We start from the raw sequence: 15,515 nt of genomic DNA, 5'->3' as shown, positions 1-15,515 counted from the left end.
GTCACGATTGTTTTCGTTACACCTAGGTTTGTATCACTACTACGAACGAAGGAGTTCATCGTGGCCGAGAAGTCCGAGCCTCAATCCCCCGAGACACCCGAGCCCAAGGGCGGACGGCCAGGCCCTGTAGATCACAACGGGAGCGGCGGTATGGCGTCTCGCGAGCTCGCTGCCGACGAGGAATCGGACGACTGATCGGTTCTTGTCGGTACCCCGGCCCCCACTTCATCGTGCCGAACCGACGATCGACGTGAAGGATGTATAACCGAAACATGATTCGCAACGTCGTCATGGGCCGCCTCCGGGACGGTGCCGACCGTGCACAGCTCGACGCAGCCCTGGCCGGTATAGCAGCGCTCGAACTACCTGGACTGATCGCCAACCACACGGGCTTCGACGTCGGATTGCGTGACGGCGGTTGGACATTCGCGATCACCAACGATTGGCAGGACGCCGAAAGCTACCGCGCATACGATCTCGACCCCGAACACAACGTCCACAGACGGCGCATCGTCGACGTCTGCGATGATGTGGCACGCGTCCAGTTCGAATTATGAGGGGCCCACTGTATATGAGGAGCCCACTGTATATGAGGAGCCCACTGTGCAGATGAAGCTCGAGCTGATCCCGATTCCGGTCACGGACGTCGATCGGGCAAAAGCGTTCTACGTCGACAAGTTGGGCTTCGTCGAAGACGTCGACGTCAGACCGATGGACGGCCTTCGCGTGGTGCAGCTGACTCCGCCGGGATCCTCCTGTTCCATCGGAATGGGCACCGGGCTCCCGGCGTACGACGCTGCCCCGGGGTCGGTGATCGGACTGCACCTGGTGGTGTCCGACATCGAGGCGGCCCGAAGCGAACTCGTCGACAAAGGTGTCGATGTCGGGCCGATCGACGACGTCGGCGGTGGCGTCAGGTACGCGGGCTTCGGCGACCCCGACGGAAACGGCTGGACGCTGCAGGAGATGGCCTGGCGGACCAGCGACAACTACTGACGGAGGCGGGCGATGACCGAATTCGACGGGAGGACGGCGCTGATCACCGGCGCGGGGCGCGGCATCGGCGCAGCCACCGCCCGGCTCCTCGCCGATCGCGGTGCGCGCGTGGCAGTTCTCGATCGAGATATCGTTGCCGCCCGATCCGTCGCCGACGAAATCGGTAACGGCGCACAGGCTTTCGAGGTCGATGTTGCCGACGAGGATTCAGTCGCGTCCACCGTCGACGCCGTGACGCGAACCATGGGCGGGCTCCACCTGGCGGTGAACAACGCGGGCATCGTCGGCCCCGACGCCGCGGTCGGACAGTACCCATCGGACGTGTGGCGCCGCGTGATGAGCGTGAACCTGGACGGTGTCTTCTATTCGCTGCGCTCGGAGATCCCCGCCGTCATCGGGTCGGGCGGCGGCGCCATCGTGAACGTCTCCTCCATTCTGGGCACCGTTGGACAGAAGGGACAGGCGCCGTACGTCGCGGCGAAGCACGCCGTCATCGGACTGACGAAAACGGCAGCGCTGGAAACCGCGAAGCAGGGTGTCCGCATCAACTCGGTCGGCCCCGGATACGTGGACACGCAATCATCTCGCACGTGGACGAGAAGGGCCGGGCGTTCCTCGACGCCTCGCATCCGGTGGGCCGGATGGGCCAACCGAACGACGTGGCCGAACTGATTGCATTCCTGCTTTCCGACCGCGCCGCGTTCGTGACCGGGAGCCACCACAACGTCGACGGCGGGTTCACGGCGCGGTGACTGGCTGGCGAAGGATGGTTCGTCTCGCCTCCGGAGCGGTGCGCCGAAAATCGCTCAGATAAATTTCGTGATGCTTGCCGGTGACCGACAGTCCGTGCTCGGGGACGAACTCGTCGTGTATCCGCCGCAGCAGCGGCGCCTCGTCGTCGAATGCGCCGACGTGCAGCGTCTGGACGCAGCGGCCCTCGGACAGCCGTTCCCGACGTACGTCGGCGCACCGCGGGTTCTTGGACGACGCCGTCGCGACGGCTCCGTCGAACACGGGCTGCTGGATCCACTTCGGAAACATGATCATCAACGTCCACTTCCACCGTGACTTGTTGCGCGACGGAGTGAAATCGTTCATGTCGTCCGCCCACCACAGACCCTCGAGCGGTGGCACCACGTAGTCACGACCCAGATCGATCTTGCTGGCGAACTTCAGCGCGTAGGCGAGCGGATACAGAGCTTCGATCGAGTCGGCGAACGATTGCGACGTGTTGGGATCGCCGGTTCCGTCGATCATCAGATAGTCGGCGTCGGGCACCTCGACGATGCGAAGGACGTCTCGCCGCGCCCGGTAGGAGTCGAGCTCCTTCTTGAAATCCACCTTGGCCATGGCCGACCGTACCGTTCCACGTAGCATCGCGACCATGAGCTCACTGGCTTTGGTTCTTGCCGGAGGCGGCGTCGCCGGGATCGCATGGGAGCTGGGGTTCCTCGCCGGCGTCCATGATCGATACCCCGCGATCGCCGACGCCTTGCTCGCCTCGGACGTCGTCGTAGGGACGTCGGCCGGATCGGCGGTCGCCGCGCAGATCACCAGTGGGGCAACGCTGGACGAGCTGGTGACACAGCAACTGACGCCCGCGTCGACCGAGATCGATCCCGCGATGGATCTGACTGCGTTGATCGAATCGTTCACTGCAGCACTGTCGGACCCCGACGCCAGTCCGACCGATCGGCTCCGCACCATCGGCACCATGGCCGCAGAAGCTCCGACGGTGAGTGCGGAGGTGCGGCGGGCAGTCATCGCATCTCGCCTGCCCTCGCACGAGTGGCCGGATCGGGACGTCCGGATCACCGCACTCGACGTCGCGACCGGTGACCTCGTGGTGTTCGACCGCTCCAGCGGCGTCGATCTGGTCGATGCCGTCGCCGCCAGCTGCGCGGTTCCGGGAGTGTGGCCGACGGTCACGATCGACGGGCGACGCTACATGGACGGCGGAGTGGCGAGCAGCACCAATTGCCCAGTGGCGCAGGGTTTCTCGCAGATCGTGGTGTTGGTGCCGTCGGAGTCGCCGGGCAGCTTTCTTTTCGGCGGGACGGTCCTCGAGGAGATCGGCGACCTGCCCTCGTCGGTTGTGCACTCGGTGTTCGCGGACGAGGCGTCCGTGGCGGCATTCGGCGAGAATCCGCTCGACCCCGCGACGCGCGCGCCGTCGGTTGCCGCCGGTCGGGTGCAGGGCGCGCGGGAGGCACAGGCACTGGGTGAGTTCCTGGGCATCACGTGACCCGAACGTAGCCTCAGCCGCGGCGATTCCCCAGCTTCTTCGTCAGTACGTGCGCCTGCTCGAGCAGCATGCGTCCCAGCTCGGGCCGACGATCCGGCCGAAAGCGCGTCTCCACGCCGGTGAGGCTCAACGCCCACGTCGGACGACCGGCCCGGTCGAAGACCGCCGCACCCATCCCCCAGCTGCCCTCCACCAGCAGGCCCGGATTCACGGCGAAACCCTGTTCTCGGGTGATCCCAATACGTTCGCGGACAGCAGTTTCCGAGTGGGCAGTCCCCCACGAGGTCACCAGGTCGACGGAACCCAGGTAGGCATCGAGTTCTCGGTCGGGCATGTGAGCCAATATCGCCAAACCTGCCGAGGCGACGCCGAGCGGGAAGCGAATTCCCTCGTGCAGTACGTGCGACCGCAACGGAAAGCTGCCGTCCTCGCGGAGTAGGCACACGGTCTCGTCGGCGCGCCGAGCCGACAGAAACGCACTCTCGCCGGTTTCGGCCGCAAGGAACCGCACCACGTCACGCGCCTGATCGGTGACGTCGTAGCGCTGCGCTGCCATGGTCCCGAGCAGGTAGACCTCGGGACCGAGAAACCACCGCCCGGATGCGCGATCACGGTCGACGAGCCCTTCGCCGGCCAGCGCCGACAGCAGGCGATGCGCCGTGGGCCGGGCCAGTCCCGTCGCGCGCGCCAGTTCGGTCGTCGACGAACCAGCGGGTTCGGCGGACCCCACCGCCCGCAGCACAGCGCTGACCCTCCCGACGACAGTCGACGCCTCCACGGTCATGGCACACATCCTAGCGTTCACTCAGTGGACGCTGCGGCCGTGATCGTCCACCTCCCGATCAGTTCACGCGTTTCGCGGACTGGATAAGCGCAGCACGGTTCACTTGTCAGCAGCGTTTACTGAATGAACAGGAGGGCTGGCGTGTCCACTGAAGTGCATTCCTCTGCTGCCGACGCGGTGGCGGATATCGGAACAGGAGCAAGCCTTGCCGTGGGCGGATTCGGACTGTGCGGAATTCCCGACGTCCTGATCGATGCGATCGCCCACGGCGACGCCACCGACCTCGAGGTGTTCTCCAACAACTGCGGCGTCGACGATCACGGACTCGGAATCTTGTTGTCCGCACACCGTATTCGGCGTGTCACCGCATCCTACGTCGGTGAGAACAAGGAGTTCGCCCGCCAGTACCTGGCCGGTGAGCTCGAAGTCGAACTGACCCCGCAGGGCACCTTGGCCGAGCGCCTTCGCGCGGGCGGCACCGGCGTTCCCGCGTTCTTCACTCCCGCAGGCGTCGGCAGCCCGATCGCCGACGGCGGTATGCCGTGGCGCTACGACCCGGACGGCGGCATCGCCGTCGCCTCCCCTCCGAAGGAAACCCGGGTGTTCGGGTCCAAGCGGTACGTGCTCGAAGAGGCGATCACCGCCGACTTCGCCTTGGTGCACGCTCTCACCGGCGACACCGAGGGAAACCTCGTGTTCGACAAGACCGCCATGAACTTCAACCCGCTGGCCGCGATGGCGGGCCGCATCACCATCGCTCAGGTCGAGAACCTCGTCGAGCCCGGCGACATCGACCCCGCCTCGGTTCATCTGCCCGGCGTGTTCGTGCAGCGCATCGTGCACACCGGCCCTCAGAACAAGCGCATCGAGAAGCGGACGATCACGAAAGGAACTGCACGATGACCGGATGGTCACGCGACGAGATGGCGGCACGCGCCGCCGCCGAGATGGTCGACGGCGAGTACGTGAACCTCGGGATCGGGCTTCCCACACTGATTCCCGGATTCCTGCCGCCCGACATCAAGGTCACCCTGCACTCGGAGAACGGCATTCTCGGGACGGGCCCCTACCCGACCGAAGACAAGATCGACCCGGACCTCATCAACGCCGGCAAGGAGACGGTCACCGTCAACCCTGGTGCCGCGTTCTTCGATTCGTCCCTGTCGTTCGGGATGATTCGCGGCGGACACATCGACACTGCGGTGCTCGGCGGCATGCAGGTCTCGCGCACCGGTGACCTCGCCAACTGGATGGTTCCCGGCAAGATGGTCAAAGGCATGGGCGGGGCCATGGACCTCGTGCACGGCGCCGGGCGCGTCATCGTGATCATGGAGCACACGGACCGCGACGGTAACCCGAAAATCCTCGATGCGTGCACCCTGCCGTTGACAGGTCAGGGCGTCGTGGACCGCATCATCACCAACCTCGCCGTCATCGACGTGGCGGGCGACGGCACACTCGACGTGGTCGAGTTGGCGCCGGGAGTCACCATCGACGAGGTCGTCGACGCAACCGGAGCCGAACTCACCTACGCCGAGCGATGATGCGACGAGCCTGTAGCAATACAGGCTCGTCCACCATTCGGCCCTGGAACGTGAAGACTCCGCGGTTGGAGGCCACCGCCGCGAGAAGTTCTTCGGCCCAGGCGATTTCGCTCTCCGCAGGTTCGTAGGACTCACGAATGACCGGCACCTGGCTCGGGTGAATGGCCACCTTGCCGTCGAATCCGACGGCAACGGCGTCCTCGGTTTCGGATCGGAGGCCGTCGAGATCGCCGATGTCGACGTACACCGAATCGAGTGCCAGAAGACTACGTGCCTTTGCGGCGAGGAGGACCTGCGACCTGACGTGTCGGGCCACGTCGCGATAGGCACCGCCGGAGAACCGGCTGGCGTTCCCGCCGAGCGAGGCAACCAGGTCCTCCGCGCCCCACATCGCTCCGACCGCGTTGTCCGCCGACAGAGTGGACATCACGTTCACCGCTCCGAGCGCGGACTCGATCAGCGCGACGACTCCGCGCGGCGCGAGCTCGGCAAGGTGGTCGGCGCTCACCGCCTTCGCGAGCATGAGCGTCCGATACTCGGTGCGCTCCACCGCTTCCATGTCACGTGAGTGATCGTCGGTCCCGAACGCGTTGACGCGCACCACGGTTCGCTCGGGATCCAGTGGCGTCGACACCAACGCTTCACGCGCGGCGCCCTTGTCGGCGGGCGCCACCGCGTCCTCGAGGTCGAGAATGACGACGTCCGCGCGCGCTGCCGCCTTCGCGTACCGCTCGGGTCGGTCGGCGGGACAGAACATCCATGCCGGACCCGGCGGTGTCCACGTCATCACTCGCTCACATCCCCAATCCTCGGGCGATCAGCATGAGTTGCACCTCGGTGGTGCCCTCCCCGATTTCGAGGATTTTACTGTCCCGGTAGTGCCGGGCGACGACGTACTCGTTCATGAAGCCGTAGCCGCCGTGGATCTGGGTCGCGTCACGCGCGTTGTCCATGGCCGCTTCGGACGCAACCAGTTTGGCGATGGACGCTGCCTTCTTGAACGGCTTGCCCGACAACATCAGTGCGGCCGCGTCGTAGTAGGTGGCGCGGGCAGCATGCGCACGCGCTTCCATCCGGGCGATCTTGAACGAGATCGCCTGATTGGTGGCGATGGGCGCTCCGAACGCCGTCCGATCCTTGGCGTACTTCACGCTCTCGTCGACGCAGCCCTGCGCCACACCGACTCCCACCGCGGCGATGGCGATGCGGCCCTCGTCGAGGATGTGGAGGAAGTTCGCGTACCCGCGACCTTCCTCGCCCAGGAGGTTCTCCCGCGGCACGCGCACGTCGGTGAAGCTGAGCGGGTGGGTGTCGGAGGCGTTCCAGCCGACCTTGTCGTAGGCCGGGCCCGCCTCGAATCCCGTTGTGTCCGTGGGGACGAGGATGGACGAGATCTGCTTGCGACCCGAAGCTTCGTCTACTCCGGTCACCGCCGTCACCGTCACGAGGCGGCTGATGTCGGTTCCCGAGTTGGTGATGAATTGCTTGCTGCCGTTGATGATCCAGTCGCCGCCGTCGACCTTGGCGGTGGTCTTGGTGCCGCCGGCGTCGGAACCTGCACCCGGCTCGGTGAGACCGAATGCGGCGAGCGACTCACCACTGGTCAGCTTGGGCAGCCACTCCCGCTTCTGCTCCTCGTTGCCGAATCGATGAATCGGCATGGCGCCCAGCGATACCCCGGCCTCCAGGGTCATGGCGACGCTCTGGTCGACCTTGGCCAGTTCTTCGAGCGCGAGACACAGGGCGAAGTAGTCGCCGCCCATGCCGCCGTACTCCTCGGGGAACGGCAGGCCGAAGAGACCCATCTCGCCCATCGCGGCGACGACCTCGTACGGGAACGAGTGCTCCGCATCGTGCTTCGCCGACACCGGCGCGACGACGGACTGCGTGAAGTCCGCGACCGACTTGATGAGCTGCTGGTATTCGTCGGGCAGATTCGCCGACGACATGACGCCGGTCATCGTGCGTTCTCGAGCGTGCGGAAGAACATGGAGCAACCCCGATCTGGACAGTTCGGTTAAGGGTCAATAACTGAAAACATAGTAAACCGTCATTAACCGAGCTGTCCACTGCGGGTCACGCCACGGGCTGCGTCCTCTCGGCCGGTGTCACAGGAGAGTCGTCGTCACGCGAGCGTGACCGAGCGCTGACCACCGCCAGCACCAGACCGGCCACCAGGGACAACCCGCCGACCACCGACGCCAGCACAGGGCCTCGGGACGTCAGCCAGGTCAACTTGTTCGCGCTGTCTTTCGCGCGCGCGACCTGTTCGGCCCGACCCGCGTCGTCGAGGCTGAGCGACGCCTTGAAGATCGAGACCTCGGGAACCTTCGGGTCCCGGGCGAAGTACTGGTACGGCGTCTCCTGCCCCGACACGAGGCTGCCGCTCAGCGGTTCCACGTAGATGTCGCGGACGTTCGAGTAGTACCGCTTCATGGTGATCGGTTCCTCGCCGTCCCCGACCCCCCACTTCGACGCGGGCAGAGTCACCGAGTTGATCGGGGACTTGGTGGTGGTCGACAGATTGAAATTCTCGACGACAGTACGGAAGTGGTAGATGTCGAGTCCGTCGAGCGTCATCTCCTCGACGAAATCCGCCGGAAAGCTGGTCCAGGATGTCGCGTCGTAGACGGTGTAGGTCTGCTTCTGCGTGCCGAAGGGGAATCGCTGCTGAAGGCCGGTGCGCGGCAACGGGATGGCCGGTGCGTCGAGGGTCGTCTGCAACGTCCCCGCAGGCTCGACCGGAACGCCGGTGTGTCGATCGCTGGTGACGCGATCCACCGACGCGGTGAGCAGCCCGGCGTCACCGGGGCGGTCTCCTCGCCGCACCGTCGCGCCCGATTGGAAGGTCACCCGCTCGCTGTCGGACGGTTCCTCGACCGTGATGTAGCGCTGGAGGATCAGCGGGACGTCACGAGCGACGGACAGCGGGCCGGGCCTGGTGATGGACGACGAGTCGAGCACCTCGCCGCCGGCACCGGGCGCCGTCGTCGCGACGGTCGTGGCTTCGATGTCGAGAGGCGTCTTCGCGAGCCGGTCGTAGACGTAGGTGGGAAGCGCCACGGCGATCACCAACAGGAAGCACCCGAGTGCGACGAGCAGGGACGACACGACACGCATACGGGACCTTTGCCTCATGAGAGACGATCCTGACAGCCTCTCGCCTCGGCCCGTGAGCTGAGGCGAGAGGTCCGTGACCGATCACAGACCTTCTCGCTCGGCCTCCGAAATTATCCTGTTTGCCGGGTTTGCTCCGACACGGCCGTGAACACTTGCCACCCATGACGAGCGACACCGACCGCGCCGACACGGGTGTGAACACCCGCCCACGGTGGCGGACCATCGGCACTGTCCGGGGAGGCCCGAAAGCACTGGACCTCCCGTTCGGGTGGGGGCCGGCCATCGTGCTGATCCTCGTCGCCTTCGTCGACCGCATCGAGTTCAGTCTCGTTGCGGCCGTGCTCCCGCAGCTGCAGGCGGAGTGGGGGTTCGGCGACACCGTCGCCGGCTCGATCCCGACAGCCGCAGCAGTAGCCGCAGGTGTGCTGGCTATGCCGGCTGCCTACCTCGCAGACCGCTACGACCGTGGTCGTCTGATCACCATCGTCGTCGTCGTGTGGTCGCTCGCCACGCTGGGTTCCGCTCTCGCGCCCACGTTCCTGATCTTCTATCTCGTCCGTATCGGACTCGCCGCCGCCGAGGCCGTCGACAACCCCTCGAGCGCAAGCCTTCTCGCCGACTTCTACCCACCGGCGACGCGATCGACCGCGTTCGGCTGGTGGCGCACCTCCGCGTACCTCGGCGGCGCCGGCATCGTCCTCGGCGGGATTCTCTCGGACTGGCTGGGATGGCGCGGAGCCTTCCTCGTGATGGCGATTCCGGGCGTTCTCACGGCCGTGCTCGTCTCACGCCTGCGAGAGCCGGAACGCGGTTACGCCGACCGACTGGCGTCGAAGTCCAATTCCGCTGCGACGGAGGAGGTCACGGCACCGATGCGGGTGCAGCTGGCCCGCGTCTCGGGCACGCGAACCCTGTGGTTCACCGGGTCCGCGCTGACCGTCATGAGTTTGTCGATCGGTGGCCTGACGTTCTGGTTGCCGAGCCTGCTGCAACGACGTTTCGGCATGTCCGAGTCCGCCGCCGCCACGTCCGGCGGCGGCCTGACCCTGCTGGGCATCGTCGCCGGCACCTTCGTTGCATCGCTGCTGACGCGCCGGGCGTTCGTGGGAACCTTGGCGCAGTGGCGCGTCCTGCTGGGCGGCGGCGGCATCCTCGTCGGCAGCGGGGTGTTGGTCGGCGCATTGACGACGGAGAAGCAGGTCCCGTTCATCGCCTCGCTGGTGGTGTTCGCGTTCTTCTCCGCGTTCGCACTCCCGACCCTCACGGCCTGCGTCGCCGACGTCCTGTCCGCGAGAGACCGCGGATTCGGCTTCGGGTTGTTGCAAATCGTCGCCACCATCGGCGGTGCGATCGGCCCGCTGCTGGTCGGCGTGGTGTCCGACCGTGCCGACTCCCTCATCGTGGGAATGGCTCCGCTGCTGCCACTTCTGACGGTCGGGGGGATTCTGGCTCTGTGCGCCTACCGATACGTCGAGCCCGAAGCGCGTCTGGTGCTGGCGGCAGCGGAGAACTAATCGGCCCAGAGCGCGTCGAATCGCGCTGCCATCACCGCGTGCCCCCCGTCGTCGGGATGAAGACCGTCCACCAGACGATCCGCCTCGTCCTGGTGAAGGAGATCGGGTCCGTCGATGTAGTCCAGATTGTCGTCGCGCCCGGAGCGACGGAGAACGATGTCGCGCAATCTGTCTCGGATGTCCTGCACGGTCAGCGCACCGAAGAGAACAGCCCCGTCGTCACCTGCGACGACGTAGTTGCCGTCGTCTCCGCGCAGCACCGGCCCCGGACGATCCTCGGCGATGGGAAAGGGCGTCGGCGAGATGACCGTGATGGGCGTGGTGGGGTGGCCGTCGCGCACGGTGTCGAGGAACCCGTCGACGGCCGGACCGAAGGTGCGCGCAGTCATGGCGGCCCCGTTGTGGATGTTGGCACCGAGCTCGAGGGTGATCCGGTCCGCGGGTGCGCCGGCTATGGATCGGGCCACGAACGGGTCGAGCATCGCGTTCCCGGTGAAGGACAGGTCGTAGAGCGCAAGACCGCGGGACAGCGCGACACGCACCGGCCACGTCGACACGATGCCGGCCGCCTCCAGTCCCTGGCTCAACGACGAGCCGTAATGGATCCACCGCGGACGCGTCTCGGGACGGGGCGGACGAATCTCCGCGTCCGCCGACACGGACACCGGCGCGGTCAGGGTGCCGTTGGGAAGCCACAATTCGATCTGTTTGTCGTCGTCGCCCAGGTCGTCCACGAGGATCGTCGACGGTTCTCCGTCGCGCACGTCGATCGAAAGGTCTTCCTCGACAACGACTGTGGAACTGATCTCCACCGGACACCGCCGACGGCGCTCGCCGTCGACCACGACGTCGACGACCTGGACGGCGAGTGACGACGCCTCGCCGCGCACCTCGAGGGCGGTGGTGTGCAGCCGAACCGTGAGGACGCTCGCGGCGGTGCGGAACACCAGGCGGATGCCGCCGCTGGCGCCGAACACGAAGTCCGTCATGCGATCCGGGTACTGGGCACGTGTCCACTCCGGGAGACGCCGCACGTCGACGCCGCCGTGACCCGACGGGGCGATGTCGCCGGCTCCGTCGATGCGGATGACGTCCGACGGAAACCGGTATTCGTGACGCACAACGTCAGTCTAGGCCCGCCCCGGCATCTCGGACGCGCCAGTAGCATCGGCGACGTGGACTCATCCAACGTGTCGCTCGGCTCTCCCCTCACCTTGGCGTGCGGCCAGGTGCTTCCCAACCGCCTGATGAAATCAGCGCTCAGCGAAGGCTTGGCCACCCGGGACCACGGGCCCGATGCGCGACTCGAACGTCTCTACGAACGCTGGGGTGCAGGCGGATACGGACTCGTGGTGACCGGCAACGTCATGGTCGACCGTCAGCACCTCGGCGAGCCGGGCAACGTCGTCGTTGAGGACGACAGGCACCGGGACGAGCTCACGCGGTGGGCCAAGGCCACCCGCGACGGCGGCACCCCGATCTGGATGCAGATCAATCACCCCGGACGACAAGCGAATCCGTTGGCCACCAAGGCTCGACCGGTCGCGCCGTCCGCGATCGCGCTGAACATTCCCGGACTGCCCTCGCCGCGCGAGCTGACTCACGGCGAGATCCTCGACATCGTCGAACGCTTCGCGACCACGTCGGTCGTCGCCGAGTCGTCCGGATTCGACGGCGTGCAGATTCACGGCGCGCACGGCTATCTGATCTCGCAGTTCCTGTCGCCGCTGTCGAACACACGAACCGACGTCTGGGGCGGCGAGGCGGAGGGCCGAATGAAATTTCTGCTCGACGTGGTCCGTGCGATCCGCAGCGCCGTCTCCCCCGGCTTCGCGGTCGGCATCAAACTGAACTCGGCCGATTTCCAGCGCGGCGGGTTCAGCGAGGAGTCCTCGCGCATCGTCGTCGAACGATTGGCAGAGGAGAACATCGATCTGATCGAGATCAGCGGCGGAAGTTACGAATCCCCGGCCATGATGGGAACCTCGTCCGAGAGCACCCGAGCGCGTGAAGCGTACTTTCTCGAGTACGCCCGCACGGTGCGCCGGGCAGCCGGATCCGTTCCGCTCGCGGTGACCGGCGGCTTCCGGACCCGCACAGGCATGGCAGAGGCGCTCGAGTCCGGCGACTGCGACGTGGTCGGGTTGGGTCGTCCCACCGCGATCATGCCCACCGCCGCAACCGCACTCCTCGACGACGGCGCGAACTCGCTGGCAGCACCGTCGGTGTCGCTGCGCATTCCCGCGAAACTGCGGTCGGCGCCGGCGTTGAAAGCGCTGGACGGCGCGCTCGACCTGCAGTGGCACACCGATCAGCTACACCTGATGGGCGCCGGCAAGGAGCCCGATCCCGATAGATCCATCCTTCGAACGGTGGTGACCACGGTGCGCCGCAACGGAATCGACGCGTTCCGAAGCAAGCGCGGAGGCGACCGACGCCGCTGATTCCGCAGTCAGCCGATCGTGTCGAGAATCTGCAGCGTGCGCGCCCAGGCCTGCGACGTCGGATCGATCAGAACCATGTGATCCCCGCTGACCCGGACCATCTCGGCGCGCGCACCGGCCGCGGTCGCAGCGTCGACGTACGACGTCGACTGCCCGATGGGTACGTTCGAATCTCGGTCGCCGTGCACACACCACACCGGCACGTCGAGCGGAATCTGTTGCTGTGGATCGAGTCTCGCATCCGCCGGGCCGGGCGAGTGCCCGAGCAGATCCGCGACGGCGCCGTCACCGAGGTCCTCGTCGTCCGCTACGACGAGGTCGAGCACACCGGCTTGCGAGACGACGTGAGTGACGTCCACTCCGCCGGTCCACCGTTCGTCCCGACCGCGCGACGCCGCCCAGGTGGCCAGGTGACCGCCCGCCGAATGGCCCAGGGTGACCACGGTCGACAGGTTCAGGTCCGTCTGGGCGAGCATGTCGATGCCCGCTGCCACGTCGTCGAAGGTCGCCGGGTTGCCGCCGCCGTTCCCGACGCGCCGGTACTCCAGATTCAGTGCCGCCCAGCCCTTCTCGGACAGATCGGTCGCCAGCGGAGAGCCCAGAGTGTAGTCGTACTGGCTGCGCCAGAAGCCGCCGTGGATCACCACCACCACTCCTCGCGGCGTGCCGCTGGGCAGATACAGTTCGCCGAACTGACTGGGATCACTGCCGTAGGAGCGTCGTCCTTCGCCGGGTCCGTCGGGTGTTCGCACGGGCACATCCTTTCCGCAGGCGGTGAGCTGTCCGCAGGCCGTGAGCACGGTGGCGAGAGCGCCGAACCGAAGGGCGGTTCGGCGGTTCACGCTTCCTGGAGACACAGCTCAAGGCTAGCCCGCTCCGATGAGTTTCCGTTGTGCCCGAGGTCGAACCCTGCATGAGCACCCACACAGTCGCCGTCACCGGCGCCACCCTGACGTACGACGTACACGGCGGCCTCTCCGCAGGGTCGGTCCCGCTCCTGCTCATCGGTTCACCGATGGACGCCACCGGGTTCGGCACCCTCGCGTCGCACTTCGCCGATCGGACGGTGGTCACCTACGACCCCCGGAACGTAGGACGCAGCGTGCGGGACGATCCTGACGCCGCAGTCACGGCGCAGCAGCACGCGGAAGATCTGCATCTGCTGATCACCGCGCTCGACGCAGGGCCGGTGGACGTGTTCGCGTCCAGCGGCGGTGCCGTCAACGCACTCGAACTGGTCGCCGCCCACCCCGACGATGTTCGGACTCTCGTCGCCCACGAGCCACCCGCGGGCGGAACGCTGCCCGACCGCGACGTTCTCGCTGCCGTCTACGACGATATGGTCGCCACCTACGACGCGTCCGGATTCGGACCAGCGATGGCAAAGTTCATCGCCCTGGTCATGCACCGCGGAGAACTGGACGCCGGCTATTTCGAGCGACCCGCGCCGAACCCGGAGATGTTCGGGTTGCCCACCACCGACGACGGCACCCGCACCGACGGGTTGATGGCGAACATGCGCGGCGGCGGCGCAAGCTACTCCCCCGACGTCGAGGCTCTCCGGTCCGCAACCACCCGCATCGTCGTCGGCGTGGGCGAGGAGTCCGGAGGACCGACCGACGGCGAAATGGCCGGTCGCAGTGCGTATGCCGTCGCAGGGCTGCTAGGCCTGGAACCCGTCGTTTTCCCCGGCGCCCATCAGGGTTTCCTCGGCGGAGAGTTCGGGCAGACCGGGAAGCCGGTCGAGTTCGCGGCCAAGCTGAAAGAGGTTCTGGGTCTCGATCATCGCGTCGGCAGGATTCCGGCGGAGCGGTAGCGCTCCGTCTTGTCAACGAAACTGTCGAAGGTCGATCGGAAGCCCAGAAATCCAGCCTGCCGACTCTTCGTCATGTCGGTCAGGCACTCGATGTTTCGCCCCAGGTCGCTGTCGGTGTGCCACCAGGATGCGAGGCGATCGACGTCGTTCACCTCGAGACCGTTCTTAGCGGCGATCGCCGCCCAGATTGCGGGCGCATCGTCCATACGCTCCGCCAACGGTCGGGGCGCATCGGCGAAACCGACGGGCTCGACGCCGAACTCCGCGGCGATCTTGGGCCACATCCATCGCCATCGGAACACGTCACCGTTGGCGATGTTGAAGGCTTCGTTCTCACCTTCGACATGGGTTGCGGCCCAGATCATCTGCTCACCGAGCAGATCCGCGTCGGTGATGTCGGTCAACCCGTTCCATTGCGTTTCCGAGCCGGGAAAGGCGAAGGGAGCACCGGTCTCACGGCACATCTCCGCGTACACGCCGAGGGTCAGGACCATGTTCATTGCGTTGCCCACCGCGTATCCGAACACCGTGTGCGCCCGGTGCACGCTCCAGGTGAATCCTTGCTTCTCCGCTGCGGCGAACAACTCGTCCTCCTGCGCGTAGTAGAAGTTCGGGCTGTCCAAGCGGGGTTCGTCCTCGTGGAACGGAGTCTCCGCCATGACGCCGGTGGCGTAGTCGTCGAACGAACCGAGGTAGTGCTTGAGACCGGTCAGAAGGCCGACGTGACGCAACGAGGGTCGCCCGTCCAGTGCAGCAAGTACGTTACGGACAGTTGCGCTGTTGACCTCGATGTTGGCCTGCTCGGTGTCCTGCTTCATCCAGGCGGTGACGAACACGATCTCCGGGTCCACGTCTGCGAGTGCAGCGGTGAGCGAGTCGGGATCGAGCAGGTCCGCCGCAACTGGGATCGCGCCGTCGAAAGGACTTGATCCGCTGCGGGACAATCCGTAGGTGGTCCAGCCCGCGTCGACGAGCTGGCGTGAGATCGTTTGGCCTGCAATGCCGGTCGCGCCGACGACAAGTGCGGTGCGTGCGGTGGTGGGGTTCACGGC

Annotated in this window: 19 protein-coding genes; 11 read left to right on the top strand and 8 right to left on the bottom strand. The window is 66.3% G+C overall.

Features of this window, described 5'->3' with window-relative positions; translation table 11 throughout:
* Positions 1–60 precede the first annotated feature (60 nt).
* The 5 genes from AC59JP_RS17775 to AC59JP_RS17755 all read left to right on the top strand — a co-directional run bounded on the left by AC59JP_RS17775 (position 61) and on the right by AC59JP_RS17755 (position 1,748).
* Positions 61–195, top strand: a complete 135-nt coding sequence (locus tag AC59JP_RS17775; protein ID WP_497327143.1) for a hypothetical protein — start codon at positions 61–63, stop codon at positions 193–195.
* A 77-nt stretch (positions 196–272) separates the two neighbouring features.
* Positions 273–557, top strand: coding sequence for a Dabb family protein (locus tag AC59JP_RS17770; protein ID WP_497327142.1), 285 nt, complete (start codon positions 273–275; stop codon positions 555–557).
* 46 nt (positions 558–603) lie between these two features.
* A complete protein-coding gene (locus AC59JP_RS17765; protein ID WP_497327141.1) occupies positions 604–996 on the top strand; it encodes a VOC family protein in 393 nt (130 codons plus the stop codon).
* 12 nt (positions 997–1,008) lie between these two features.
* Positions 1,009–1,668: an SDR family NAD(P)-dependent oxidoreductase gene (locus AC59JP_RS17760; RefSeq protein ID WP_497327140.1), complete on the top strand. Its 660-nt coding sequence runs from the start codon at positions 1,009–1,011 to the stop codon at positions 1,666–1,668.
* A complete protein-coding gene (locus tag AC59JP_RS17755) occupies positions 1,638–1,748 on the top strand; it encodes an SDR family oxidoreductase (RefSeq protein ID WP_497327139.1) in 111 nt (36 codons plus the stop codon). The genes AC59JP_RS17760 and AC59JP_RS17755 overlap by 31 nt, the downstream gene beginning before the upstream one ends.
* On the opposite strand, the gene AC59JP_RS17750 is transcribed toward AC59JP_RS17755, so the two are convergent.
* Positions 1,735–2,346: a GyrI-like domain-containing protein gene (locus tag AC59JP_RS17750; RefSeq protein ID WP_497327138.1), complete on the bottom strand. Its 612-nt coding sequence runs from the start codon at positions 2,344–2,346 to the stop codon at positions 1,735–1,737. The genes AC59JP_RS17755 and AC59JP_RS17750 overlap by 14 nt on opposite strands.
* Positions 2,347–2,380: 34 nt before the next feature.
* Here AC59JP_RS17750 and AC59JP_RS17745 point away from each other — a divergent pair, with 34 nt between their 5' ends.
* A complete protein-coding gene (locus tag AC59JP_RS17745; RefSeq protein WP_497327137.1) occupies positions 2,381–3,241 on the top strand; it encodes a patatin-like phospholipase family protein in 861 nt (286 codons plus the stop codon).
* Between the two features lie 13 nt (positions 3,242–3,254).
* Here the strand turns inward: AC59JP_RS17745 and AC59JP_RS17740 are convergent, their stop codons facing one another.
* Positions 3,255–4,034 carry an IclR family transcriptional regulator gene (locus tag AC59JP_RS17740; protein ID WP_497327642.1) on the bottom strand — a complete coding sequence of 260 codons (780 nt, stop codon included), beginning with the start codon at positions 4,032–4,034 and terminating at the stop codon, positions 3,255–3,257.
* Positions 4,035–4,178: 144 nt separating this feature from the next.
* Here AC59JP_RS17740 and AC59JP_RS17735 point away from each other — a divergent pair, with 144 nt between their 5' ends.
* On the top strand, positions 4,179–4,928 hold the full coding sequence (locus tag AC59JP_RS17735) for a CoA transferase subunit A (protein WP_497327641.1): 750 nt from the start codon (positions 4,179–4,181) through the stop codon (positions 4,926–4,928).
* Positions 4,925–5,569 (top strand): 3-oxoacid CoA-transferase subunit B, encoded by a 645-nt coding sequence (locus tag AC59JP_RS17730; protein ID WP_497327136.1) that lies wholly within the window; start codon positions 4,925–4,927, stop codon positions 5,567–5,569. The genes AC59JP_RS17735 and AC59JP_RS17730 overlap by 4 nt, the downstream gene beginning before the upstream one ends.
* Here AC59JP_RS17730 and AC59JP_RS17725 read toward each other — a convergent pair.
* From AC59JP_RS17725 to pgfA, 3 genes are all read right to left on the bottom strand, one after another.
* Positions 5,550–6,356 carry an HpcH/HpaI aldolase/citrate lyase family protein gene (locus AC59JP_RS17725; protein WP_497327135.1) on the bottom strand — a complete coding sequence of 269 codons (807 nt, stop codon included), beginning with the start codon at positions 6,354–6,356 and terminating at the stop codon, positions 5,550–5,552. The genes AC59JP_RS17730 and AC59JP_RS17725 overlap by 20 nt on opposite strands.
* A gap of 7 nt (positions 6,357–6,363) precedes the next feature.
* Positions 6,364–7,530 (bottom strand): acyl-CoA dehydrogenase family protein, encoded by a 1,167-nt coding sequence (locus AC59JP_RS17720; protein ID WP_497327134.1) that lies wholly within the window; start codon positions 7,528–7,530, stop codon positions 6,364–6,366.
* 115 nt (positions 7,531–7,645) lie between these two features.
* Positions 7,646–8,707 (bottom strand): cell envelope lipid trafficking protein PgfA, encoded by a 1,062-nt coding sequence (pgfA, locus tag AC59JP_RS17715; RefSeq protein WP_497327133.1) that lies wholly within the window; start codon positions 8,705–8,707, stop codon positions 7,646–7,648.
* A 143-nt stretch (positions 8,708–8,850) separates the two neighbouring features.
* Between pgfA and AC59JP_RS17710 the strand changes: the two genes are divergently transcribed.
* Complete coding sequence (locus tag AC59JP_RS17710; protein WP_497327132.1) at positions 8,851–10,203, top strand: MFS transporter; 1,353 nt, start codon at positions 8,851–8,853, stop codon at positions 10,201–10,203.
* Here the strand turns inward: AC59JP_RS17710 and AC59JP_RS17705 are convergent.
* Positions 10,200–11,324, bottom strand: coding sequence for an SGNH/GDSL hydrolase family protein (locus tag AC59JP_RS17705; RefSeq protein WP_497327131.1), 1,125 nt, complete (start codon positions 11,322–11,324; stop codon positions 10,200–10,202). The genes AC59JP_RS17710 and AC59JP_RS17705 overlap by 4 nt on opposite strands.
* Before the next feature lie 126 nt (positions 11,325–11,450).
* Here AC59JP_RS17705 and AC59JP_RS17700 point away from each other — a divergent pair, with 126 nt between their 5' ends.
* A complete protein-coding gene (locus AC59JP_RS17700; protein ID WP_497327640.1) occupies positions 11,451–12,647 on the top strand; it encodes an NADH:flavin oxidoreductase/NADH oxidase family protein in 1,197 nt (398 codons plus the stop codon).
* An 8-nt stretch (positions 12,648–12,655) separates the two neighbouring features.
* Here AC59JP_RS17700 and AC59JP_RS17695 read toward each other — a convergent pair whose 3' ends face one another.
* Positions 12,656–13,399 (bottom strand): alpha/beta hydrolase family protein, encoded by a 744-nt coding sequence (locus tag AC59JP_RS17695; protein WP_497327130.1) that lies wholly within the window; start codon positions 13,397–13,399, stop codon positions 12,656–12,658.
* 161 nt (positions 13,400–13,560) lie between these two features.
* On the opposite strand from AC59JP_RS17695, the gene AC59JP_RS17690 reads away from it, so the two are divergent.
* Entirely contained in the window at positions 13,561–14,463 is a 903-nt protein-coding gene (locus AC59JP_RS17690) for an alpha/beta fold hydrolase (RefSeq protein ID WP_497327129.1), read from the top strand.
* On the opposite strand, the gene AC59JP_RS17685 is transcribed toward AC59JP_RS17690, so the two are convergent.
* Positions 14,430–15,512: an SDR family oxidoreductase gene (locus tag AC59JP_RS17685; RefSeq protein WP_497327128.1), complete on the bottom strand. Its 1,083-nt coding sequence runs from the start codon at positions 15,510–15,512 to the stop codon at positions 14,430–14,432. The two genes, AC59JP_RS17690 and AC59JP_RS17685, sit on opposite strands and share 34 nt — an antisense overlap.
* Positions 15,513–15,515 lie beyond the last annotated feature (3 nt).

Source organism: Rhodococcus sp. 320_ES, assembly GCF_059691855.1.
Note: the sequence above shows the minus strand (reverse complement) of the source record. Positions and strands in the feature narration are given on the sequence as shown.

Bases quoted from the DNA above. Each gene is read 5' to 3' on its own strand.
- AC59JP_RS17770 (WP_497327142.1), top strand. From the start codon at position 273: ATGATTCGCAACGTCGTCATGGGCCGCCTCCGGGACGGTGCCGACCGT.
- AC59JP_RS17760 (WP_497327140.1), top strand. From the start codon at position 1,009: ATGACCGAATTCGACGGGAGGACGGCGCTGATCACCGGCGCGGGGCGC.
- AC59JP_RS17755 (WP_497327139.1), top strand. From the start codon at position 1,638: ATGGGCCAACCGAACGACGTGGCCGAACTGATTGCATTCCTGCTTTCC.
- AC59JP_RS17750 (WP_497327138.1), bottom strand. From the start codon at position 2,346: ATGGCCAAGGTGGATTTCAAGAAGGAGCTCGACTCCTACCGGGCGCGG.
- AC59JP_RS17745 (WP_497327137.1), top strand. From the start codon at position 2,381: ATGAGCTCACTGGCTTTGGTTCTTGCCGGAGGCGGCGTCGCCGGGATC.
- AC59JP_RS17740 (WP_497327642.1), bottom strand. From the start codon at position 4,034: ATGTGTGCCATGACCGTGGAGGCGTCGACTGTCGTCGGGAGGGTCAGC.
- AC59JP_RS17730 (WP_497327136.1), top strand. From the start codon at position 4,925: ATGACCGGATGGTCACGCGACGAGATGGCGGCACGCGCCGCCGCCGAG.
- AC59JP_RS17725 (WP_497327135.1), bottom strand. From the start codon at position 6,356: ATGACGTGGACACCGCCGGGTCCGGCATGGATGTTCTGTCCCGCCGAC.
- AC59JP_RS17720 (WP_497327134.1), bottom strand. From the start codon at position 7,530: ATGACCGGCGTCATGTCGTCGGCGAATCTGCCCGACGAATACCAGCAG.
- pgfA (WP_497327133.1), bottom strand. From the start codon at position 8,707: ATGAGGCAAAGGTCCCGTATGCGTGTCGTGTCGTCCCTGCTCGTCGCA.
- AC59JP_RS17710 (WP_497327132.1), top strand. From the start codon at position 8,851: ATGACGAGCGACACCGACCGCGCCGACACGGGTGTGAACACCCGCCCA.
- AC59JP_RS17700 (WP_497327640.1), top strand. From the start codon at position 11,451: ATGAAATCAGCGCTCAGCGAAGGCTTGGCCACCCGGGACCACGGGCCC.
- AC59JP_RS17690 (WP_497327129.1), top strand. From the start codon at position 13,561: ATGAGCACCCACACAGTCGCCGTCACCGGCGCCACCCTGACGTACGAC.